Here is a 21596-nt window from a genome sequence, read left to right as displayed (position 1 = left end):
TGGATATAAAATGATACAATTACGCAAGTTCACCTCAGAGGTAAGGTGAGTCGTAAGAACAGAACTGCACCATTTTTTACAGAAACAGTGAACAAGTGTGATATCCTTCCTATACAATAGGAGAAAGACATCAATCATTTAATAGATGCATGTAAAGGAAGGATTTATGTGAATAAAAAGGCGATCAAGGCTTGGATTATGTATGATTGGGCCAACTCGGCTTACGCAACAACTGTGCTGGCCGCAGTACTGCCTGTATTCTATGCATCGGTGGCTGCAGCAACGCTGGATACGGATACCGCCGCCTCCTACCTGGCCTATACACACTCCATTGGCATGTTGTGCGTAGCTCTGCTAACACCGTTGCTAGGCACGCTAGCTGATTTGTCAGGACGGAAGGGCGACTTCCTGCGTGTATTTGCAATTATAGGCGTCCTTGCCACATTGGGATTCAGCGCAATCGGTGAAGGGGACTGGTTCCTTGCTTCCGCGTTGCTGGTCATATCTACGATTGGTTTTGCAGGTGGCAATACCTTTTACGATGCAATGCTGCCGGATCTGGTACCCGTGGAACGAAGAGACATGATATCCTCCAAAGGTTATGCCTATGGTTATATTGGAGGAGGTTTGCTGCTTGCGGTGAACCTGCTGATGATTCAGCAACCGGGCTGGTTCGGGATGAGCAGTACACTGGCAGGCACAAGACTTGCGTTTATCTCCGTCTCGTTGTGGTGGTTGCTGTTCTCGATACCGATCTTCCGCCATGCTCCGAGACGGCCTGCATCACCGGATCTGCCCGGAACGTGGACAGGGTACGTTGCGGTGGGCGTGCGCAGAATGCGGCAAACCTTTCGTCAGATGCGGCGTTTTCCCCAGTTAATCCGCATGTTGGTGGCTTTCTGGTTTTTTAATGACGGCATTAATACCATCATTCTAATGGCTACGATCTATGGGACAAGTATAGGCATAGGCACAGCCGACCTGATGCTCGCGCTACTGTTAACCCAGTTCATCGGGTTCCCGTGTACATTGTTACTGGGAGCATGGGCACAGCGTTGGGGAGCAAAGCAGGTATTAATCGTTAGCTTATCGGTCTACATATGTATTGTGATTCTCGGTTATTTCATGACACAAGCGATCCACTTCTATGTGCTCGCCGGGCTGGTTGGTGTCGTGCAGGGTGTGAGTCAATCCACAGCGCGTTCCCTGTTTAGCAATCTGATGCCAGCAGGCAGAACAGGAGAGTATTTTGGTTTTGTGAATATTACAGGCAAATTCTCTTCGATCTTTGGTCCATTTGTGTTTGGTTATGTTGGGCAGATCACGGGTTCCACACGTTGGGGTATTCTGTCGCTCATCTTCTTTTTCGTCGCGGGCATTGCTGTATTGTTAACCGTGAAGGTACAGAAGGGGTTGCAGGATGCTACACGGGCAGATCAAGAAGAAGAGCGAAATGGGAGCGTTGGAGCTACTGGGAAAAGTTCAGATGTAAGATTTACCTGATGGTTGTTCACCCGTTTTCATATTAAGTTTCTCAACGGATTACGTATGGTTTCAGGCATTGTTCCTCACAGAACATGTCTGGAGCTTATTCGCGTTTGTGCAATCAGAACATAATTGATCCATGAATAAGTGCTTAAATGACAGACAGTAGAATACAGTGAAAGAGTATCAATTTATGAAAAGGTGAAAATAAAAGATTGACATGATACATTTTGTATCATAGAGTAAAACTATAAATACATATTGTATCCGAGAGTTGTCGAATGTAATCATGTGTTTTGCTTCATTCCCGGGTGAACTTCCGACGGAATATTGCAAAATGCTGACCTATAGCGTGCATATTACTCGTTTTTCCAAACACAAAGGTAGAGTCTGGTCTATCCCAGCTACACATTTATACTAATGAACAGAGGAGAGGCTGCCATTGATCGATGCTCAAGGTAACGGACTTGTTTTCTTACTATGTGTTCCCCGCAGTGGTAGTTCCTTATCCACCGTAATGCTGCAAAATCATAGTCGTATATTTGCCACCCAGGAAATGTGGTTTCTGATGAATCTTGTCGATTTACCCAAGGCTGATTCACGTGCTTACGGTGGCAGCTCCATCATGCGCCAGTTCTACAATGCCATGGTATCTGAGGATGTCTTTGAGAAGGCGTGCAGAAGTTTTGCTCTTGAAATCTACAATGGATTCCTGGAGGGGAGCGGAGCAGACTTCATCGTTGATAAATCTCCACGGTACTATTACATGCTGGAATGGCTGGATCGTCTGTTCCCTCAGTCCAAGCGCATTCATCTCCAGCGTAATCCTCTGGCCGTAGCTGCATCATTCAAAAAGGTAAACCGCCATACAGGAGAAGGATTCGACCTGATTCATAGTCTGCAGAGCCCCAAATTAAATATGAAATCCGTAGATCTCACACATGGGATGCTCCGCTTGAATGATTATTTTGCCAAACCCCATTCCAATGCGTATGAATTGCAATATGAACGATTGGTTTCCAATCCTCAGGAAGAACTTGAGAAACTATGCGCATTTCTGGGAATTCGATATGAACAGGGAATGGAGCAGTATGGACAGTTTCTGGACAGTGCCAAGTCTGACATGTTCTACAGTATGGGCGTGGGTGATCCTTTCCTCTCTTCGCATCAAGAGGCACATCAGGGTTCTGTTAACAACTGGAAAAACATATTAGAACCACATGAAGTTGAACTGTATTGCCGTGTGATGGGGGCAGATCTGTTCCACCAGATGGGATACAGTGAACAGCTGGCAGAAGCCGAACAATGGACGGGTGTACATTATGATGCAAGTCCTGATCAGGAGGTCATTGATCGAATCACGCATCAGTTGACAGCAGCGACCGGTTGCCAGTGGCAACCGCAATACCGAATGCAGCCAGCAGATTCTGTCGTTCATGATCCGCTTGGGAATCTTAATGACCAAGTTGTCGAAGAACCGGAAAAGACAGACCCGACGCTAGCTGCACTGGTAACGATCAGACAGCTGCAAGCCGCATTACGGGCAGCAGATCATCGTCTGGAACGGGGTTACAGTGAGCGAGAACGCTTGAAGGTCCAGCTGGCTTCTGCTCAAAGCAAAATACAGCGTATCAAATCATGGGTACCATTTGGTCATCAGATCAGCGCCTGGGCTTCACAGCGCAAGATTCTACGGGGAGGCAAATCATGAGCGCCATAGCAGGAATTGTTCACAACGATGGTCAGCAGGCGCTATGGGAAGACAGCTGGCGTCTGTACGCAAGCCTGGGGCATGTCCCTGCGGATACAACAGGAGTGTGGAAAGGCAATGAGGCGTTCCTCAGCTGTCATGCCCAATGGATTACACCGGAATCGGTTAGCGAGAAGTTGCCTTTATATGATGAGGAAAGTGGTCTGACCATCACGGCAGATGCCATTCTGGATAACCGGGAACAACTGGCAGATCAATTACAAATATCTAGAGCTGAACTGGCTATGTTGGCGGATAGTGAATTGATCTTGCGTGCCTATCAGCGCTGGGGAGACGATGTAGCCGTCCGATTGCTGGGGGATTTTGTATTCGCGATATGGGATGAGCGGAATCGAAAACTGTATGCAGCGAGAGACATTACAGGCATGAGAGCTTTTTATTACCGACATGATGGTTCACGTTTTGCTTTCTGCACACTGATGAATCCGTTGCTCGGGCTTGAAGGGGTACATAAAGAACTTGATGAGACCTGGCTGTCCGAATTCCTTGCCATTCCTGACATGCATGATTCAGCAGATATCAATTCAACTGTATATCGGGGAATAAGCCAGCTGCCTTCTGCACATACACTTGTCTTCCGGGATGGGAGACTGGAGCTGAAGCAGTATCATCGCTGGAATGAAGTGGAACCTCTAAGGCTTAAATCCGATGGCGAGTATGTAGAAGCGTTCCGGGAGGTCTTTGGGCAGGCGGTTGGATCACGATTGCGAACGCACAGACAGGTGGCTGCTGCATTAAGTGGCGGACTGGACTCGGGAGCCGTGGTTGGTTTTGCTTCCGGAACACTGAGAAGTCAGGGCAAACGGCTGCAGGCCTATAGTTATGTTCCCGTACCCGATTTCACAGATTATACGTCGAAAACGTTGCTCGCAGACGAACGGCCCTTCATACGTTCCACGATTAATCATGTCGGCAATATCACAGAGAACTACCTCGATTTTGAAGGCAGAAGTCCACTCAGTGAAGTAGATACCTGGCTCGACATTATGGAAATGCCCTATAAATACTTTGAAAATTCATTCTGGATTCGCGGATTCTATGAAAAAGCGAGCCAGCAAGATGCAGGCATCCTGCTCACAGGGGCACGTGGTAATTTCACCATCTCCTGGGGACCGGCTCTGGATTATTACGCCAGTCTACTGAAAAGTGGCCGCTGGTACCGCTGGTTCCGTGAGATGCAGCAGTATAGTGAACGAACGGGCATGCCTTTCTCACGTATAGCCAAGATCACCGGGAAAAAGGCATATCCGGATTGGTTCAAGGCTCAGTCCAAAGGAGCCAGCCAGGCCGCATCCGTACAATTGATCCATCCTGACTTTGCGCAGAGAACGGGTGTACTGGAAAGACTCAAATCCATTATTGTTCTGCAGGGCGGTGCCCAGGCTGATGCACTCAAAGTACGTGCCGAGAAATTTAATAACCTGGCCATTGCCAACAAAAACGGTGCTGTAGCTACGAAATGTTCTCTGCGTTACCGCGCTTGGGAACGTGATCCGACAAGTGATGCCAGAGTCATCCGGTTCTGTCTGTCCGTTCCGATTGAACAATATGTGAAACAAGGGACGGATCGTTCATTGATTCGCCGGGCTACTTCACCGGAGTTGCCTGACAAGGTCAGACTGAATCAGCGGGTACGGGGTGTGCAGCCTGCAGATTGGTTACATCGTATCATTCCGAATTGGGATGCCTTTACCGCTGAGTTACGTGCTTTGTGTTCTGACAGCAAGGTCGCTGGCATATTAAACACGGAGCGTATCAAATCCGCCCTGGCCAACTTTCCAAGTCCGAGACCAGAGCTTGCTTCACATCCAGATCTGCGATTGATGATGCATAGTCTGATCGTCTATCGGTTCATTCGGAAATTCTGATATAGCCCGGTGAACTGTGGGCCCGGATTTTTCTTACAATTGACTCATGATAGGAGGTGAATACGATGCAAATGGAAAAAAAGGAATGGCAAGCACCAGCACTGGAAATATTGGAAGTCAACCAAACAATGGCGGGCACAGGTTACAAACATATCGACTGGGTTACGGTTCACGATGCGGATCTCTACGGAACAAGTTAGAAAGCTTTACCATATGCCATCATACTTAGAAGTGCGAAAAGGAGGTGAATACGATGCAAATGGAAAAAAAGGAATGGCAAGCACCAGCTCTTGAAGTGTTGGAAGTCAATCAAACAATGGCCGGTACTGGCTACAGACAAATTGACTGGATCACGGTTCACGATGCGGATCTGTACGATCCAACTTCCTAAGTAGTTTAGTTTTATGAAGTGTCATCATACTTAAAGGGCGGAAATGCAACAAATCCAGCTTTTCGCCTCCGCCCTTATATTGAGCAACATGAATATAAGGGCTTTTTTTTACATTTTATTACGAAGGAGGCGTCGTTCATTGTTGCCTGTGCATTATGTGGCGTATGGTCTGCGCTGGTCGAGTCAAATTCGAATGCCTGAACTACAGATCGCACCCAAGGATGCAGAGACTGATTTTGATGTCGTGGATGTGCACATCGAGTCTTCAGATCTGACCCTATTGTGGGAGGGTTGGGATGTAGGCAACGACAACTTTGTGGCACGAGAGGGCAGTCTTTTTTTCAAAATCGAAGATACAGGTCTGTTTCTAATGGAACAAGGAAAGCGCATTGTTGTATCCCCTCAGCCAGGAGCGGATGAGAAAAAGGTCAGATTATTCATCCTGGGCACCTGTATGGCGGTCATTATGATGCAGCGTGGTATTCTTCCATTGCATGGCAGTGCAGTGGTTATTGATGGCTGGGCTTACGCATTTGTCGGACATTCGGGAGCAGGCAAATCGACACTGTCGGCCGCACTGGCATCACGCGGATATCCACTTCTCACCGATGATGTTGTTGCACTGACCTGGGATGCCGGAGGAAGAGCTATCGTATCACCTGGTTACCCGCAACAGAAGTTATGGCAGCCCAGTCTGGACGGCTTCGGCATGAAGGAACAGGATTATGCAACGGTTCACGCAGAGATTACAAAATATGCGATACCTGTTCAGCACTATTTTCATGAGATGGCCGTACCACTAGGTGGAATATTCGAACTTGCTCCACAACCGGAGGCAAACCATACAGCTGTTCAACTGGTGGAAGTGACGGGGCTAGAACGACTGCATCTGTTATGCTCGCATACGTTCCGTGGTGGACTCGTTGCAAGACAGGGGCTGGCACAATGGTTGTTTGAGACGGCTTCAAGACTTTCAGCAAGTGTGGAGATTGGCAGATTGGTCAGAACGGGTGCTGAGTTTACAGCATTTGAGATGGTGAATCGGATCACAGATCATATACGTAAAGGAGTGCATACACGACAATGACAGCAACTACGCCGATAAATGTGGAAGACCGGGTAACCCGGAAGGAAGGTAATCTGGTCAGTGATATGGGCAGTGAGAAAGTGATGATGAGCATTAGCTCTGGAAAATACTATAATCTCGGGAGTACCGGTGGACGAATCTGGGACCTGATCGCAGAAGAACGCACGTTGGGTGAAGTTGTTGAGGTCCTTGCTGCGGAGTATGAGATTGAGCCAGATGTATGTCGTGAGCAGGTTGTGCAGTTCCTGGAACATCTGTCCCGTGAAGGTTTAATCGACGTTACTCGCGGAGTGTAGAATCATGTTGCGAAAAATAAAGGCTTATTTCTCGCTCCCGCGGTCGATGCGTCGACTGGTATGGGAGGCTTATATCCTCCTTGGCTGGGCACGCATACAGAAGGCTATGCCATTTGCCAAAATTGCCCCAGGGCTGGGTACACCCATGGTTGAAACACCGATGACAGGACTTGATCGCAGCGAGGTCATCGTTATACGGAATATTTCCAAAGCAATTTCGCTCGCCAGCAAATATACGTTATGGGAAAGCCGCTGCCTTGTAATGGCGATTGCCGGGATGAAGATGCTTGAGCGACGCAAGATAGAGAGTACGTTATACATGGGGACTGCACGGAATAAGCAAGGACATATGATGGCTCATGCCTGGCTGCGAAGTGGTAAATTGATCGTGACCGGAGCTGATACTATGGACCAATATACGGTTGTCGGTGTGTTTGGCAAACGGTGTCCGGAGAAGGGATCTGGGGAGATTGTCTATGATACATGAAAGTGAACTCTATTCATCAGGGTTTCCGAAGGAGCTTAAGCTGATTTTGAGCATGATTAGAGGTGATCTGACGGCTCTATCCCCTGAAGAACTCAAGGTGGGTTTGCAAGGAACCGATTGGCAACTTTTTCTGCGGCTTGTCTATCATCACCGCTTATACTCTGTCCTTTATGTGAAAATGAAAGAATTCAACTCTGCAATTATTCCTGCAGATGTTATGGAGAGTCTGAGACAACAATATACGGTCAATACGTTCCGCATGTTACATCTGACAGCTGAAATGGAGCAGGTGTGTGGAGCTTTTCGTGAACGCGGTATCCGCAATATTACACTAAAGGGACCAGCGCTCGCCCATGATCTCTATGGCGATGTATCGATGCGAACCTCCAAAGACCTGGATATCCTGATTCCGTTTGATGATGTGGAAGCAGCTGAAGGCATTCTGGCTACCCTCGGATACGTATCCAAGGAAGGGGAGCGGGCACATACGGTGCGCAGCTGGAAATGGCGGGAACATCATATCTGTTACACCCATCCGGTCAAAAGGACTCAAGTGGAGATCCATTGGCGTCTGAACCCAGATTCGGGTAAAGAAACCGATTTTGAATTGCTGTGGAAACGCAGCCGGTTCAGTTCATATACACAGACACCTGTCCGTATGCTCGAACAAGAAGACCTATGGGCCTATCTCGTAACCCATGGTGCACGACACGGCTGGTTCAGACTGCGCTGGTTACTGGATATCGACCAGATGATCCGCAGCATGCCACTTGATGTGAAGAAATTAGAGAGACGTCTGAAAGCGGAGGGACGTTTATCCATTGGTTCACAGGCTCTTTATCTGGCCTCGGAGCTGCTGAATACGCCGCTGGATGTAGAGTACAGGTCCTTGATGTCCTTGAGTGACCGTACAGGCAAGCGATTAGCCAACGAAGGCGCAAAGTTCATGAACGACATGCTGGAAAGTCCGGCTGATATGAAGTCTTATCAATCGTATTTGTTTAAACTTCGAAGTACAAAACAGAAATGGTTTTTCTTTATTGAACGTTTATATCCAAGTACATGGGATGTGGATCAATTGCCACTTCCACGTTCTTTGTTTTTTCTATACTTTCCGTTACGTCCGTTTCTCTGGTTCTGGCGGCGAATTAAAAGGTATACGGTGACGGAAAGGGGTAAAGTATGATCTCGGAATTAAGGTATTTCATGCGAAAGTTGCATCATGTCACGGGGCCCATTTTATATTGGAATCTGCTAGGGATGATCTGTATCAGTCTCATGGAAGGGATCGGCATCTACATGCTTGTTCCGATGTTGAGTCTGATTGGCATATTTGAGATGGGCTCCACAGGCTTAAACATTCCCTGGCTTGGCGACGTGTTGAATCGTTTTTCTGAAAATAGCCAATTGTTACTCGTATTGTTCACCTTTGTGTTGATTGTCTCCGGACAGGCCTGGATGCAGCGTCTCCAGACGATCCGTAATACTCGAATCCAACAGCAATTTGTACGAACGCTGCGCATGGAAACTTATGGTGCTATTATTATGGCGCAATGGTCATTTTTTCTCCAAAAACGAAAATCCGATTTTAACCATATATTAACGACTGAACTTGCACGTGTGAGCCAGGGAACGAGCATTATGCTGCAAATGGCAGCCTCTCTGATCTTTACGGGCATTCAGATCGGTCTTGCTTTCTGGTTATCCGCCAAGCTGACGGCACTTGTGCTGGTCTGTGGATTGGTATTATTTATCGTCTTACGAAAATTCGTCAAGCGCGCCAAGCAGATCGGGGACCAGACCTCTGAATTCTCGCAAAGTTATTATAACGGCATTACCGAGCATTTCAACGGCATTAAGGATATTAAGAGCAACATGCTTGAGCGTTCACACATGAACTGGTTTGAGCGCATGTGCAGACAGATAGAACGCAATGTCATTCAATTTAGCCAATTGAACAGTGGAACACAGCTAATTCACCGGATGTCCGCGGCAATCATTATTGCGGCATTCATCTATCTTTCTCTCCGTGTAATGACGGTGCCGCCCGCAAGTCTGCTGCTCATCATCCTAATCTTTTCCCGCTTATGGCCAAGGTTTACGGCAATTCAGTCCAATCTGGAGTACATCAGCTCCATGCTGCCTGCATTTCGGGTAGTCAGAGAATTACAAGCGCAGACGGCGAAGAGTCGTGAGATTAGTGAAGAGATTGCTTCGGCAGGAGACGTTGGAACTGATGGGATTCAACCTATGGAACTGAAGGGATCTATCACCTGTGAGGATGTCTGCTATCGCTATGAGGGAAGTGATGCTTACTCATTGAGAAATGTGCAAGCTTCGATTCCAACAAGGGGTATGACCGCAATTGTGGGGAAATCCGGAGCAGGCAAAAGCACGCTGATAGATCTGATTATGGGCCTTGTGAGGCCTGAAACTGGTCGTATTTTGATTGACGGTGTTCCTCTGTCAGAAGAACGATTATTGAGCTGGCGAAGTTCAATCGGATATGTCTCCCAAGATCCATTCCTGTTTCACACAAGTATTCGTGAGAATCTGCGTCTGGTTGATCCAAATGCAAGTGAAGAACAGATGTGGCAGGCTTTGCAATTTTCCTCCTCTGCAGCATTTGTACGGAAGTTGCCTCAGGGTCTGGATACGATTATTGGTGATCGGGGTATTCGGCTATCCGGGGGTGAACGTCAGCGATTGGTGCTTGCCCGGGCTATGCTGCGTAATCCTTCTGTATTGGTACTGGATGAAGCAACGAGTGCGCTGGACAGTGAGAATGAACAGTACATTCATGAGGCGCTGGAACGGTTAAAAGGACATGTGACCATTATCGTGATTGCACACCGATTGTCCACGATTCGGACGGCAGATCGTGTAATTGTACTTGATGAAGGTCGGGTGATTCAAGAGGGCGGGTACCAGCAGTTATCTACTGATCCGGTAGGGACGTTCAGCAAACTTTTGAACATGCAAGCGGGTGTTGTGGGACAGTAAGTGAGTGAGTGTGTGGATATCAGAAGACGTTCAAACGCGATGATAGAGCATGTGTATCTTCTTCTATTTATTCATTTATCGATGGTATAACCCCAGCAATGGTATCACGTAAAGAGGCGCGCCACGATTGGGCGCGCCTTTCATGTAAGTAGTTAGTATAATGAGCAAGAATTAATGAACGAGGGCTGTTTTCGTAGGAAGCGGCAGTTGAAGAGCACCGATCTGCTCCAAATGCTGTATGATCTCTTGCACGGCTTCCTCAATGGACCACTGCTCTGTATCGATGATAAATGAAGGAGATTTTGGTACATCATAGGGGGCGGAAATGCCTGTGAAATGCGGGATGTCACCATTGCGTGCTTTTTTGTATAGACCCTTGGGATCACGCCGCTCACATTCTTGAATTGAACAGCGCACATAGATTTCAATGAAATCATCTGGTTCAAATAACTGTCTAACCATCTCCCGATCCTGTTCATGAGGAGAGATAAAAGCTGAAAGTACAAACAACCCGGCATCTACCATTAACTTCGATACTTCACCAATTCGCCGCAGATTTTCTTGACGATCCCCTGCTGTAAAACCGAGATCACGGTTCAGTCCATGACGTACATTATCCCCGTCCAGAACATAACAGCGTACGCCTTGATCGGAGAGATACTGCTCCAGGGCAAATGCAAGGGATGACTTTCCTGCACCTGATAACCCGGTAAACCATATGGCACGACTACGGTGCCCATTATGCTTCTCCCGGTCTTGTCTGTTGATGCTGGATGATTGCCAGGTTATGTTGCGCTCTTCCTTCGACATGAGTATCCCGCCTTTTCCCTACCATGATATGTATAATATTTTAACATATTTACAAGATTATAGCACCTTACAGATTTCTTCAAAATAAGCGTGAATCGACAAAATATCGGGTATAGATGTAGTACATACATAAGCATTATGCATATATCCAAGGAGTATTTTGCATCAAATGATGCAAAATGCTCACATCGCAGGAGGAACAATGTCATGAACAAAAACATACAAAACATACAAGTTGGGTTTAAATGCCCGGATTGCCAGCAAGATATCCGAGCGGAATTTATAGATGAACAGGTCAGCACGGTTCGTTGTAAAGGTTGTGACAGAGCGTATACACTTTTGAAGCCAACCATCGGTGATGAGATTCTACTGGATTGGGAGCAGGAGGCTTTGTATCACAAGCTGAGGGCAGAGCGGTCCGAACTGGATAATCACAATATGTCTGCCTTGATTATCAAAGTTATCGAGTTGCTTACATGGCGTGATCGGGGAGATGGACAGACCCGTGCCATACAGACCGTGAGGGAATGGCTTGCTTCCAGTGGCAAACCTCAGACCTTACTTGAATTGTTCCATCAATCTCCGCCACAACCTGAAAATAAACGTTTCGATCGTTAATGATTTACATACATTAGCCGTTCCTGTGGCATATTACCTGAAGGTGTTCGTGTGTGCAAACGACTAACCGAATTTTTCAGGAACAGGAGCGGATAGAATGAAGCGAATGGTTCTATATATACTGTTTGGACTGTTATCCATCAGTATGGTACCGGCACAGACTGAAGCATCACCGGTTACCGGAGCGTATCACTTTGGCTTCAAAAAAAGTCAAAACGGTCAACTGCCCTCCATTGATCAGGAAGGCTTCAAATCAATCTTACAACATAACGATGCCATTTTCCTGGGGGATACAAAACAGAAGGAATTGTATCTCACGTTTGATAACGGGTATGAGAATGGATTCACACCTGCCATACTGGATGTTTTGCGTACCAAGAAGGTGCCGGCGGCTTTCTTTGTGACAGGTCATTATCTAAAAGATCAGCCTGAGTTGGTCAAACGTATGGCGGCTGAAGGTCATATTGTCGGTAATCATTCATGGAGTCATCCGGATATGACCCGCATCTCCAATGAAAAGCTTAGAGAGGAACTTGAGAAGGTCAAGTCGGAGGTCAATCGGCTGACCGGTCAACAAGCGACCTTTTTACGGCCACCGCGCGGGATTTTTAACAATCGAACGCTTGCAGAGAGTCATGCCCAAGGGTATGTGAATGTGTTCTGGTCTGTTGCTTATAAAGATTGGGATACCAATGTGCAGCGTGGCGCACAATATGCTCATCAACAGGTGTTGAAACAACTCCATCCGGGCGCTGTCATTTTGCTTCATTCGGTATCCAAAGATAACACGGAGGCTCTTGGTTCCATTATTGATGAGGCCCGCAAGCAAGGATACGTATTCAAAAGTCTGGATGATCTGCGGACCAAAAGTTATTGATCCATTATTATAATGAGCAATGGACCAAATGTAGGTCATTCAAAAGTTTAGTAAAAATATTAAAGGGCATCCTGAGCGATTAAGCTCGGAATGCCCTTTTTAGTTATAACGGTATGCCAGTCCAAGTATTGCATGTACCACATACAGATCTAGAAGAAAGGATTGGGTAATACGATACGATGTAACGTGTAATACTATAAAACAGTATTATAGATGATTCCAATCGTTTTCGGGCCGCAATGACTGCATACTACACAACCAGCAGTGGTTAGTTCAACTCGGGCACCCGTCTGTTCCTGCAAAGACTTCTGCAAGTCAAGCGCATCCTCTTCAGCCATGGTGTGCACAACAATCAGCAGGTCTGGATCGATCTGATCCTTCTGGCTGAGCGTATTATTCAGCATTTGTTCCAGAGCTTTCTCCCGTTTGCCGCGCACTTTATAGGCAGGTGCCATCTTGCCATCTGTTACCCGGATGACAGGACGAATCTTCAACAGGCTTCCAATCAGGTTCTGCATGCCCGAACAGCGTCCGCCTTTATGCAGATACTCCAGTGTATCGATGACAAACTCCGTGCGTACATTTGATTTCATTGCCTCAATCAGATGTGTAATCTGAGTCAGGTTTTGCCCTTTATCAGCAGCATGTACAGCTTTCATCACCATCAGTGCAATTCCTGATGAGAGATTCTGTGAGTCAATGACCGATATTCGACCTTCCGGGAACTCGGAACTCGCTAGTCGTGCATTTTGATAGGTAGAGGAAAGTTCAGAAGATAAGCTGATATATAAAATCTCATCCCCTTGATCTATGTAAGGTTGAAATGCCGTTATGAAATCAGCGGGGGAAGGTGCAGCTGTTTTGGGAAGACGCCCATCTTGGCTAACACGTTCATATAGCTGTTCAGGCTTAATCTCAGCACCGTCTTTCAGTGATTCTTCACCGAACACGACATATAAGGGGATGATACCGATATCGTGCTGCTGGATCCATTCTGGAGCCAGATCACTTGTGCTGTCCGCAAAAATTTTGATTCGTGACATGTCAATCTCCTTTGAAAACAATGATTTTGGCAAAAAATATAGATTATACTTATGTGTAAACCCATTCATTTTAATTATAAGGAAACATGACGTTGATGCAAAGCGTTACATCAGCGTCATGCCTACCAAGATAAGTCCAACGAATAACAGAATCATGATCCCATTTAATATGGTTCCGATAATGGCAAAAACTTTCTTTCGATTCTTGAGGACAAGACCAATAATTCCGACGATACCTCCGGCCAGATTGAGAATCAGGCAGACCAGGATGGCTAATGAAGCCAGAACCACTGCTGGATGCAAGGCGATCTCTTCTGTCTGCAACGGGGTGAGAACTCCGATGGATTCGTTTACAGCCATGGTGGCAATAAAGAATATCAGAATATAACCCAAGATTGCAACCAATCCAATGACAAAGCTGGCGATCCCAGGTCCGGAATGTTTCAGTGGTGCCATTGGTTGCCTCTCATGATCTGGCGGGTATGCTTCATACCCATTGTTATTGTATGGATCTGCATGGCCAGGATTCTGATCCGTGTTGTTATAACCTGAATTATAGGAATCGCGATTATCCATAATGTTGACTTGCCTCCCTTAATCATCGTACTGAGTGTTATTAACCTAATCAATGAGTAATGATTCTTTCTTAAAATACAACGATTACATACCTGTTTACTTTTCCATAAATATCGATAAAAATCAAGGATTTACGCTTGTTTCCTACAATTTATAGGGCAGGGATAGGATTGTTAAGTATAAACAGACATATGACCTTTGAAGCTCCGTCCCGACTGGTAAAGAAGGAGTGGATTCGCTACAATAATAGGTGTGAAGTGTAGTTGAATTAAGGGAGAGAACTTATATGCAACGAAGATGGATGATGCTTGGAGCTGTAATGACCATGCTGTCGGTGGCGATTGGTGCGTTTGGTGCTCACATGCTCAAGGATACGATTGGGCCGGCGGCCATAGCTACATATGAGACAGGTGTGCAATATCACATGATTCATGCATTGGCTTTGCTCATTATTGGTTTGACGGCTGGTCAACTTGGAGCATCGACAAAACTGAAGTGGGCAGCGCGTCTGTTGTTTATCGGAATTATTGTGTTCTCAGGCAGTTTGTATGTGCTTAGTATTTCTGGCATCAAGATTCTGGGTGCCATCACACCGATTGGTGGGGTAGCCTTCATTGCCGGATGGTTGTTATTGGCATTAGATGTATGGCAGCGAGGTAAGGATCGCTCCTGATCGGTCCAAATAAATCTCGGAGGGTTCAATCCTACATGAACCATTGAACTAAAAAAGCAACTTGCGTTAGAATGTCCCGTCATTCTAACGCAAGTTGCTTTTTGTTTTAATCTGATGAAGTTAGTTACAGAAACTCATCGATTTCATTGGTTCGGAACGTATACACCTGTTTTTCATCGACATGGTAGATGCTCACAATACTGGTATCACGATCAAAATTCAGAATACGGCAAGGAATGCTCTGATGTTTACCGTTTTTGTTATTGACAACAATACGGGTGAGTTTATTCTCTTTAATGAGCGTGTCAATCCACGCGTCAAACGAGTTTCCATCGGATACATTGGATGTTTGGGTGGCAGGCTTTTTCTCGCTAACCGGTTGTTCTTGTTGATTCTGTGTTTTGACTGGAGCAGGTGAGGCAGGTGTCTGAGCTGCAGTGGACGCCTTCTGTGCTGCGTTGGCTTTTTTGCGTTCGTTGTGAAGTGTGACGAAAGAGTCCTTCTTGGACTGGAGTGTCGCTTCAATAATTTTGCCTAGCTCTATGCCGGATTGAATCCGAAAGTCCGCAATTTGTTCTTCATTGTTTATGAACTCCAACAGGGACTGCAGTGCCAATGCATTTGAGCGGCTCTTAATAAGTATATCGACATTAAATAAAAAGCCGATGTCCTCTTGATTGGATAAGGTTTCTTTCATTCATCCCAGCCCCGTTAAAAATTATGTCAGCTCAAAAAAACGCTTCAATTCACTATATCATTAAAAAGGAAATTATCATAGTGCTAGAGACGCAGAAATATGCCGATTCGAGATGTATCTAGTCCCGGAGTGCCCCTTAAATTCTCTCCAGAATAGAACAAATATTCTTCTTTTTTCATCCCCTGATCGTCCTGTTTGCCTGCGCCAGTCGTGCGGGTCTACTCTATAATTTATTTAATCAGGACAGGAAGCAACAGGGGGAATCGGGAATGGGCAATGCATATCAGGATCGATTGAGATACGTTTATAAAATTACATCTTCCAGAATTAGAAAAGCGGATTATGATCTGCATCTTACTTATCAAGAAGCGACAGTAAATGGAGAAGTGGCATCTATTGGAAACCATCAGGTGTTTCGTTTTATAGATCGTATTCGAGGCACCAAGGAGAGGGAACAAGATCTGGCTAGAATCAAGCTGGAAATAGAGCGATTAAAAGCCTTGAAAACCAATGCTGAACATAAAAGAGCAATGAAGAAATTGCATGAAGAACTAAAAAATTTGAAGTTTGCCGATGATTACTTGCTGGTGGTCATTGAAAATAATAAAGACTATGATCGGCTGAATTCATCAAAAGCTTTCTCCATCAACGGCAAGAAATACAAGCGGTTATTGGCTACGACAGGTGGAGCCAAAAGTTCGACGGTCATCTATGTGAGTGAGGATATTCATCCGCTGTTGGAGAAAAGATTGAATAACGGCAGAGATCCCAATAAAGAGCTGGTTCCTGCCAAACTGGAGGCATATAAGGCCTTGGCTTGCAGTACAAGCACGCCTGTGTCACATCCCGAACGGGTATTGGTTGTTCATGATTGTATAACTGAATTTGGCGCAGACATAATTCAGATTGATGATACCGAGACAGAATACCCTCGCATTGAGAGTAGGAAAAATGAGCCTATTCAGATGAACATGAGTGATGGGTTCGGTCTTATCTCTCCTGCACTTAGTGAACGATGGGCAACCGAGCTGGGACATGCATATATCCCGAGTGGATTTTGTATCCGTAATAGCTTCTGTAAAGGTATGGTCTTTACATTTGATTATCACGAATTTGCTGATCGAGTTGCAGGCAAGTATATGGTGGACGATGCCTGGGGTAATCCTGTGGATATTCTAGAGGTAGACCTAATCATCACAACGTCTATGCTCAAACTATGGAGCTCGTACAACAGTATCGACGATTATCTGTTATGTTGCGGTTATTATGGCTACACGTTCAGCGTAACGAAGGTTACACCCGAAGAACTGGAGGATGAGCGTCATTTAAACTACCAGTTTATTCAGTCGCTCCAATTGGATGATAACGAGATTGGTGAACTTATTACTCCCACGGTGGACTCGATTAAGGATGTACTGGGTGAAGACTATCGCAAGGCACTGTTATTTCTCAAAGGAATTCACATCCATGAGAACGATTATAGAAATAGTCCAGATGATTATATCAAAGGGCTGATGGTAGACCCGCGACTTATAGATGATCCTTTTGTGCGCAACAAAATTCATACCTTAATACGTAAACGAATGAATGAAGCCAAGATCGGAGTTCTAAGAGTGAAAGGCAATTTCAGTATTATTTCTGGCGATCCCTATACATTGTGTCAGAGCATATTTGGCTTACCTCTAACAGGATTGCTGAGCTCGGGTGAGTTCTACTCCAGATATTGGAATGAGCGGCATGTAGACCGCGTGGCTTGCTTCAGAGCTCCGATGACTTGTCATAACAATATCAAGGTGCTTCGTTTTCGAAATACAGATGAGATGCAGCATTGGTATCGCTATATGAACACGGTCACGATCTTAAATTCATGGGATACGACGACGCATTCCTTAAATGGTGCAGATATGGATAGTGATCAGGTCTTAACTACAGACAACCACACAATTCTTGGGGCAATTCAGGAGCTTGATGCGATTGTATGTGTACAGAAAACCTCAGCCCAAAAAATTCCGGATGAAAAGGATCTGATTCAGGCCAACAAAGACAGCTTTGGTGATCTGATCGGTTTTACAACGAACAAAATCACATCGATGTTTGATGTATTAGCCAATTATGAGGAGCATAGTGCAGAATATCAGGAAATGATGTACCGAATTCAATGTGGTCAGCATTATCAACAAAATGCCATTGATCAGGCCAAAGGTATTGAATGTAAAAAAATGCCGAAGCACTGGTATGATATTCGCGCTGCGGTAACGGACGAGTCTGCCTTGAAAATGGTAGCACACAAGAAACCTTATTTTTTCATATACAATGACCCGGAACAGAAAAAAGAATATACCACCTATGTAGAAAAAACGAGTCAGAAGTGCTTGCAGTTATTTGGCATGACTGTGGATGAGTTGTATTCGAAGAAGGAGCTATCTCCGGATCAGGAACAGTTCCTGGCACAGTATGAACAGAGAATGCCTGTATCCACGGCACCATCTGTGATGAACCGGTTATGCCATCAAGTGGAAGATGAGTTCAACAAGTTAAAGCTAAAACAGTCCGAGAGTCCATTTGATCATACGATACTGATGAGTACCAAAAAATACTCACAAGCTCGTTACAAGGAGATTCAACGTTTATATCAGATGCATAACGAAGAGCTACGTAGCTATATGACTAACTTGCGCAAGAGTAAGGTGAAAAAGGAAGAAAGATCAGCCCGATGGCAGTTGTTTGTTTCACGTTTCAAGGAGCAGGCGCTGGAGATCTGCAATAACGAAGAAGATCTGTGCAATATGATTGTGGACATGTGTTATCGAAATGCGGAGAAATCAAAGCAATTTGTATGGGATGTCTCCGGGGATCAGATTATTCGCAATCTATTGCTCCGCAATGATCACATCATCCATTATCCGGTTAGAGACCGGGACGGCGATATTGAGTACGCGGGAAAAACCTTTAAAATGACCCAAATGCATGTGAAGGAGTAGCGCCCTTGAAAATCATTCTGAATGAACGTCATCATGCCGAGCAAGCAATTGCACATGGGAAAATGGATAAGAAGCCAACCAAAACGTTGATTTGTTTAGCTAAATACGGGCTTCAACAAGGGAAGAACGCCGAAGATGCATATGCGTTGTTAAATCAGTTTATGACCAAGTATTATCCAGACTACAATGCTGTCCAGTGGGATACATTTCTCAATCGTATCATTAAGCAGTCTCAGAAGTATATCAAGATAAGGGAGGAGGCAAGCAAGAGCACGTTAATCGAGATTGATCATGTACCTGTAACGCACGAAGAACTTCAAAAGATCAAACAACTTAAAAGTAAACGACTCGAGAAATTGGCCTTTGTTTTACTGGTCTACAGCAAGATTAATAATCGAATCAATGAAAATGATACGTACTGGATTAATCATGAATGGAAAGAAATCTACGGTGATAGTCAAATGGCCGTAAGCAAAAAAGATCAGGGGTTATTGGTGCACAAACTTATTCAGTTAGGGTATCTCAAAGAAAGTAAACGCGTCGATTCAACTAATGTACAGGTTTTGTTCGCTGCGGAGCATGGTGAGGTTGCCTTCCAGTTAGTTCGCTTCGATGACTTTGTGCTGGAGTACTCTCGCTGGAAAGGAGAAAATATTAAAAATTGTACCGTATGCGGAAAACGGATGCTTGCAAAATCGAATCGAATGAAATACTGCAAGGAGTGCAAAAAAGCTGGCATTAGTCCAATTAGAAAACTTCTCTAAAGCCAGACACAGCAATGTTTTGCATGGTTGTTCAAGAATTTCTTTAATGATAAGCCAGAGACAGGTTTCCTAGTTATGGGGGAGGTATCAACTTGGAAGCCGTCTTATAAAGAAAATACGCTACATAACGCTTAGGTAGGTGAATTATGTCAAATGGGATAACTTTAGCACATGTAGAGTCTTTAATTAGAGAAGCGGTGAAACATAGCGGTCCCGGGCAGCCAGGAGATCCTGACGAAACTGAACTCGCTATCAAGCGGGCACTGGAGGCTGCTGGCGAAGCCTTACAGGCTGCCGGAAAAGCAAAAGAGGCTTATCAGACGACTCGACTTGTGTATCAGAGTCCAGTTGCTGATTTTGAGGAGTTAAGTATGCAATACTCTTCTCCTGAAATAGGCTGGACGGTGCAGACGTATAAGGATGGTAAAAGATATCGTTTTGATGGACAGACATGGGTAGAGATTGATGTATTTGGTCAAAACCTTCAGGTCGTTAATTCCGATGTGGATGGGCTCATGAGTACAGCTGAACACCTGAAATTAAATGAGATTCCATTGGAAGTACAGGATCGTGTTATTGTCTTTTGCAAAGAATCACAGGTTTACCCGGAAGTACTGGGCATTTTAGCCCCTTTTCCATTCGATGGCGAGATTTTACATGTAAAGGGCTACTGTGGGGTTACTGGAGATACCGCAACTGAAATAAGAATTGAACGATCCAAGGATCTCATTCACTGGCAGGATGTGATGGGGAGTCCACTGAAATTTGAAGCATTTCAACATCAAGATGATGGTGAGGCTACATTTGAGGTGAGAAAAGTGGAGGCTGGAGATATCTTCAGAATCAACATCGTCGAAGCCGGTTCAAACATTCAACATCTTACGATTCAATTAACGATCAGAACATAAAAAGGAGATGGATTATAATGACACAACCAATTATTTCATGGATGGATGCTACACATAGTAATGAGATTATTACCCCTTTTGACTACAAGGTTATTGATGCGGATAGCAAAAGTGATATTTTTATTTTCAATGTATGGAACAATAAAAATGGTGCTTCGGACGTATCTAAAATGGAAGATTGCACGATTACAACGCGAGATATGACTGGTGGTACTGGTGACACGGAGGCTCATGATGTAGAAGTGGTGAAGAATAACTGGTTCCACGTTCAGGTTGATTCCTTGGGGGAGACAGACCTGGAAGAAGAAAGTTCACGTATTGGTAAGGATTTTTCCAAACCCATCGGAACAACAGGCAAGACAACCAAAGATCATACGGGAACCGCTTATGCAACACCATTTGCACCGGGACCGAAAGAAATCCTGGGCGTTAGTAACAATGGAAATCCTCAAGATGCGGCTGGTAACTATGTAACGCTATCCATTCAATGTGTAGTACCGCTGAACGCGAAAAGTGGCAAGCAACAGTTCAAGAAACGTATCTCTTATCGTTACGTGTAAAAAAAGAAACAGTTATGGGACAGGCTATTGCAGCCTGTCCTTTTTATTAAAAGGGGGGAAGTTCTGTGATTCTAGGTAATACACAATTTACGCGCTCACCTGTATCTCAAGCTTATGTATGGATTGCTGATTACTATGATGGTACTTATTTAAGCGAATTCGATTTGCAGACACAACAATCAAACAGTTTTTATAAAATTAACAAGGAAAAGTTGGTCTCTTTTGGATTGATTGGGCAAGGATCTCACGTGTATCACAACGTTGCCAACGGTGTATTTCATATTAATGCGGATCGGTACTCTATATCATACGTATGTGAAGAACAAGAATACCCGCTAACGGGTAGGACCTTTCTATACAGTGACATCATTCAATTCAAGAATGTTTCTTCAGATGTGAATATGAGTGGACATTCAGGTCCTGGGAGTTCGGGGGCTTTCAATAATACGATTGAATGTTTTAACTTCGGGTACAAAAAAATGATGAATTTGAACGATGTGCAGATTAACTTTCAATGTGTGTGTTCCCTGCCATTGAAAGAAACTGCTTTTCTCCAAATTAAAATTACCTCAGATCAGGACCTGCCTGGGCAATTAGTTATTCGTAAAAATGGCTTTGTCATAGATCAAGTTGTAGCCCCTCTGAAGGCAAATCATGCAGGAATCATAAACTGGGACATTCGTTGAGTTGGATTTTGAGAT

General features: G+C 45.0%; 22 protein-coding genes. 18 read left to right on the top strand and 4 right to left on the bottom strand.

The annotated features are described in order from the left end of the window. Window positions 1-168: 168 nt before the first annotated feature. From C170_RS12855 to C170_RS12820, 10 genes are all read left to right on the top strand, one after another. Complete coding sequence (locus C170_RS12855; protein ID WP_036609996.1) at window positions 169-1503, top strand: MFS transporter; 1335 nt, start codon at window positions 169-171, stop codon at window positions 1501-1503. Between the two features lie 424 nt (window positions 1504-1927). Beyond that, complete coding sequence (locus C170_RS12850; protein WP_036609992.1) at window positions 1928-3196, top strand: sulfotransferase family protein; 1269 nt, start codon at window positions 1928-1930, stop codon at window positions 3194-3196. Then, window positions 3193-5124 carry an asparagine synthase-related protein gene (locus tag C170_RS12845; protein ID WP_036609989.1) on the top strand — a complete coding sequence of 644 codons (1932 nt, stop codon included), beginning with the start codon at window positions 3193-3195 and terminating at the stop codon, window positions 5122-5124. The genes C170_RS12850 and C170_RS12845 overlap by 4 nt, the downstream gene beginning before the upstream one ends. A gap of 71 nt (window positions 5125-5195) precedes the next feature. Then, entirely contained in the window at window positions 5196-5324 is a 129-nt protein-coding gene (locus C170_RS30760; RefSeq protein ID WP_152683099.1) for a paeninodin family lasso peptide, read from the top strand. A gap of 53 nt (window positions 5325-5377) precedes the next feature. Next, complete coding sequence (locus C170_RS30755; protein ID WP_174806426.1) at window positions 5378-5515, top strand: paeninodin family lasso peptide; 138 nt, start codon at window positions 5378-5380, stop codon at window positions 5513-5515. A 139-nt stretch (window positions 5516-5654) separates the two neighbouring features. Next, on the top strand, window positions 5655-6602 hold the full coding sequence (locus C170_RS12840) for a hypothetical protein (RefSeq protein WP_036609987.1): 948 nt from the start codon (window positions 5655-5657) through the stop codon (window positions 6600-6602). Then, entirely contained in the window at window positions 6599-6898 is a 300-nt protein-coding gene (locus tag C170_RS12835) for a lasso peptide biosynthesis PqqD family chaperone (RefSeq protein WP_036609983.1), read from the top strand. The genes C170_RS12840 and C170_RS12835 overlap by 4 nt, the downstream gene beginning before the upstream one ends. A 4-nt stretch (window positions 6899-6902) precedes the next feature. Continuing rightward, the gene (locus tag C170_RS12830) at window positions 6903-7385 is read left to right on the top strand and encodes a lasso peptide biosynthesis B2 protein (protein WP_036609979.1); all 483 of its coding nucleotides are present in this window, start codon (window positions 6903-6905) and stop codon (window positions 7383-7385) included. 52 nt (window positions 7386-7437) lie between these two features. Beyond that, window positions 7438-8571 (top strand): nucleotidyltransferase domain-containing protein, encoded by a 1134-nt coding sequence (locus C170_RS12825; protein ID WP_235200772.1) that lies wholly within the window; start codon window positions 7438-7440, stop codon window positions 8569-8571. Between the two features lie 20 nt (window positions 8572-8591). Further along, window positions 8592-10388 carry an ABC transporter ATP-binding protein gene (locus C170_RS12820; RefSeq protein WP_235200757.1) on the top strand — a complete coding sequence of 599 codons (1797 nt, stop codon included), beginning with the start codon at window positions 8592-8594 and terminating at the stop codon, window positions 10386-10388. 171 nt (window positions 10389-10559) lie between these two features. Here C170_RS12820 and cysC read toward each other — a convergent pair whose 3' ends face one another. Beyond that, window positions 10560-11198, bottom strand: coding sequence for an adenylyl-sulfate kinase (gene cysC, locus C170_RS12815; protein ID WP_036609975.1), 639 nt, complete (start codon window positions 11196-11198; stop codon window positions 10560-10562). Between the two features lie 207 nt (window positions 11199-11405). Between cysC and C170_RS12810 the strand changes: the two genes are divergently transcribed. Further along, a complete protein-coding gene (locus tag C170_RS12810; protein WP_036609973.1) occupies window positions 11406-11816 on the top strand; it encodes a hypothetical protein in 411 nt (136 codons plus the stop codon). A gap of 97 nt (window positions 11817-11913) precedes the next feature. Further along, window positions 11914-12693: a delta-lactam-biosynthetic de-N-acetylase gene (gene pdaA / locus C170_RS12805; RefSeq protein ID WP_036609971.1), complete on the top strand. Its 780-nt coding sequence runs from the start codon at window positions 11914-11916 to the stop codon at window positions 12691-12693. Window positions 12694-12887: 194 nt separating this feature from the next. Here pdaA and C170_RS12800 read toward each other — a convergent pair whose 3' ends face one another. After that, a complete protein-coding gene (locus C170_RS12800; RefSeq protein ID WP_036609970.1) occupies window positions 12888-13736 on the bottom strand; it encodes a DegV family protein in 849 nt (282 codons plus the stop codon). Window positions 13737-13841: 105 nt separating this feature from the next. Beyond that, the gene (locus C170_RS12795) at window positions 13842-14312 is read right to left on the bottom strand and encodes a hypothetical protein (protein WP_051447149.1); all 471 of its coding nucleotides are present in this window, start codon (window positions 14310-14312) and stop codon (window positions 13842-13844) included. Window positions 14313-14598: 286 nt separating this feature from the next. Here C170_RS12795 and C170_RS12790 point away from each other — a divergent pair, with 286 nt between their 5' ends. Beyond that, entirely contained in the window at window positions 14599-14985 is a 387-nt protein-coding gene (locus C170_RS12790; RefSeq protein WP_017689551.1) for a DUF423 domain-containing protein, read from the top strand. A gap of 124 nt (window positions 14986-15109) precedes the next feature. Here C170_RS12790 and C170_RS12785 read toward each other — a convergent pair whose 3' ends face one another. After that, window positions 15110-15682: a hypothetical protein gene (locus C170_RS12785; protein ID WP_036609959.1), complete on the bottom strand. Its 573-nt coding sequence runs from the start codon at window positions 15680-15682 to the stop codon at window positions 15110-15112. 269 nt (window positions 15683-15951) lie between these two features. Between C170_RS12785 and C170_RS12780 the strand changes: the two genes are divergently transcribed. The 5 genes from C170_RS12780 (at window position 15952) to C170_RS12760 (ending at window position 21581) form a co-directional block, all read left to right on the top strand. Further along, complete coding sequence (locus tag C170_RS12780; RefSeq protein ID WP_051447148.1) at window positions 15952-18663, top strand: hypothetical protein; 2712 nt, start codon at window positions 15952-15954, stop codon at window positions 18661-18663. A 5-nt stretch (window positions 18664-18668) separates the two neighbouring features. Beyond that, window positions 18669-19427, top strand: a complete 759-nt coding sequence (locus C170_RS12775) for a hypothetical protein (protein ID WP_036609958.1) — start codon at window positions 18669-18671, stop codon at window positions 19425-19427. A 146-nt stretch (window positions 19428-19573) separates the two neighbouring features. Beyond that, window positions 19574-20335: a hypothetical protein gene (locus C170_RS12770; protein WP_051447147.1), complete on the top strand. Its 762-nt coding sequence runs from the start codon at window positions 19574-19576 to the stop codon at window positions 20333-20335. Window positions 20336-20352: 17 nt separating this feature from the next. Continuing rightward, window positions 20353-20895 (top strand): hypothetical protein, encoded by a 543-nt coding sequence (locus tag C170_RS12765; protein ID WP_036609956.1) that lies wholly within the window; start codon window positions 20353-20355, stop codon window positions 20893-20895. A 65-nt stretch (window positions 20896-20960) separates the two neighbouring features. Next, window positions 20961-21581, top strand: a complete 621-nt coding sequence (locus C170_RS12760; protein WP_036609954.1) for a hypothetical protein — start codon at window positions 20961-20963, stop codon at window positions 21579-21581. The last annotated feature ends 15 nt before the right edge of the window (window positions 21582-21596 follow it).

This window comes from Paenibacillus sp. FSL H7-689, from assembly GCF_000517905.1.
GTDB classification, from domain to species: Bacteria; Bacillota; Bacilli; order Paenibacillales; family Paenibacillaceae; genus Paenibacillus; species Paenibacillus amylolyticus.
The sequence above is the reverse complement of the archived record's forward strand: the minus strand, read 5'-3'. Positions and strand labels throughout refer to the sequence as shown.

Excerpts from the sequence above, each read along its gene's own strand:
- C170_RS12785 (WP_036609959.1), bottom strand. The coding sequence starts at position 15,682 with ATGAAAGAAACCTTATCCAATCAAGAGGACATCGGCTTTTTATTTAAT.
- C170_RS12770 (WP_051447147.1), top strand. The coding sequence starts at position 19,574 with ATGTCAAATGGGATAACTTTAGCACATGTAGAGTCTTTAATTAGAGAA.
- C170_RS30755 (WP_174806426.1), top strand. The coding sequence starts at position 5,378 with ATGCAAATGGAAAAAAAGGAATGGCAAGCACCAGCTCTTGAAGTGTTG.
- C170_RS12825 (WP_235200772.1), top strand. The coding sequence starts at position 7,438 with ATGATTAGAGGTGATCTGACGGCTCTATCCCCTGAAGAACTCAAGGTG.
- C170_RS12820 (WP_235200757.1), top strand. The coding sequence starts at position 8,592 with ATGCGAAAGTTGCATCATGTCACGGGGCCCATTTTATATTGGAATCTG.
- C170_RS12795 (WP_051447149.1), bottom strand. The coding sequence starts at position 14,312 with ATGGATAATCGCGATTCCTATAATTCAGGTTATAACAACACGGATCAG.
- cysC (WP_036609975.1), bottom strand. The coding sequence starts at position 11,198 with ATGTCGAAGGAAGAGCGCAACATAACCTGGCAATCATCCAGCATCAAC.
- C170_RS12780 (WP_051447148.1), top strand. The coding sequence starts at position 15,952 with ATGGGCAATGCATATCAGGATCGATTGAGATACGTTTATAAAATTACA.
- C170_RS12830 (WP_036609979.1), top strand. The coding sequence starts at position 6,903 with ATGTTGCGAAAAATAAAGGCTTATTTCTCGCTCCCGCGGTCGATGCGT.
- C170_RS30760 (WP_152683099.1), top strand. The coding sequence starts at position 5,196 with ATGGAAAAAAAGGAATGGCAAGCACCAGCACTGGAAATATTGGAAGTC.
- C170_RS12835 (WP_036609983.1), top strand. The coding sequence starts at position 6,599 with ATGACAGCAACTACGCCGATAAATGTGGAAGACCGGGTAACCCGGAAG.
- C170_RS12790 (WP_017689551.1), top strand. The coding sequence starts at position 14,599 with ATGCAACGAAGATGGATGATGCTTGGAGCTGTAATGACCATGCTGTCG.
- C170_RS12845 (WP_036609989.1), top strand. The coding sequence starts at position 3,193 with ATGAGCGCCATAGCAGGAATTGTTCACAACGATGGTCAGCAGGCGCTA.
- pdaA (WP_036609971.1), top strand. The coding sequence starts at position 11,914 with ATGAAGCGAATGGTTCTATATATACTGTTTGGACTGTTATCCATCAGT.
- C170_RS12765 (WP_036609956.1), top strand. The coding sequence starts at position 20,353 with ATGACACAACCAATTATTTCATGGATGGATGCTACACATAGTAATGAG.
- C170_RS12810 (WP_036609973.1), top strand. The coding sequence starts at position 11,406 with ATGAACAAAAACATACAAAACATACAAGTTGGGTTTAAATGCCCGGAT.
- C170_RS12800 (WP_036609970.1), bottom strand. The coding sequence starts at position 13,736 with ATGTCACGAATCAAAATTTTTGCGGACAGCACAAGTGATCTGGCTCCA.